The 608-nt window shown below is 74.0% G+C and carries 1 protein-coding gene; it reads left to right on the top strand.

The genetic code is table 11. The annotated features are described in order from the left end of the window. Positions 1-247: 247 nt before the first annotated feature. Positions 248-520 (top strand): DNA translocase FtsK 4TM domain-containing protein, encoded by a 273-nt coding sequence (locus AC2W7C_RS18770; RefSeq protein WP_486002693.1) that lies wholly within the window; start codon positions 248-250, stop codon positions 518-520. The last annotated feature ends 88 nt before the right edge of the window (positions 521-608 follow it).

The raw sequence follows: 608 nt of genomic DNA, 5'->3' as shown, positions 1-608 counted from the left end.
GGAGGGATGTCGGCGCGCAGCGGCGACAGGTGGGAGCGGCTCGGGCGGCGCGTCGCCTCTCCGCGCCGCCCCCGCCCGGTCGCTGCGCGACCACCCTCCCCGGGACGGGGAGGGAGAAGAACGATGCCCGCCTTGTCATCCCGGCCGAAGCGAAGCGAAGAGCCGGGACGTCTCGCTGGTAAACAGCCCCTTAACCCTGCGTGAGCGACAACACCGTCGAGTCCCGCCCTCCGGAGTCCGCGTCCGCATGTCCGCCGCCCTCGCCATCGGCCGCCGCGCCTGGGTCAGCGCCCGCATCCTGTGGGACGCCCCCTTCGTGGTGCGCTTCCGCGGCGTGCTGCAGGCCCTGCTGGCCGCCCTGCTGGTCGTCGCCCTGGTCTCGTGGAACCCGGCCGATCCCAGCCTGAACGCCTCGTCCGCCGCCGCCCCGACCAACTGGCTGGGCGCCAACGGGGCCCTGTTCGCGGACCTGTTCATCAGTCGCTGGGCCTGGCCGCCTGGCCCGCCGCCCTGCTGCTGATCGCCTTCGGCCTGGCCGGCGCGATCGGCGACGCGATCCAGCAGCGCCTGAAGCCCACGCCGCTGAAAAAGCCCTGTCGGCCACCGGC

It is taken from the genome of Brevundimonas sp. CURTG3B2_SDJG, assembly GCF_057364705.1.
Note: the sequence above shows the minus strand (reverse complement) of the source record. Positions and strands in the feature narration are given on the sequence as shown.

Excerpts from the sequence above, each read along its gene's own strand:
- AC2W7C_RS18770 (WP_486002693.1), top strand. The coding sequence starts at position 248 with ATGTCCGCCGCCCTCGCCATCGGCCGCCGCGCCTGGGTCAGCGCCCGC.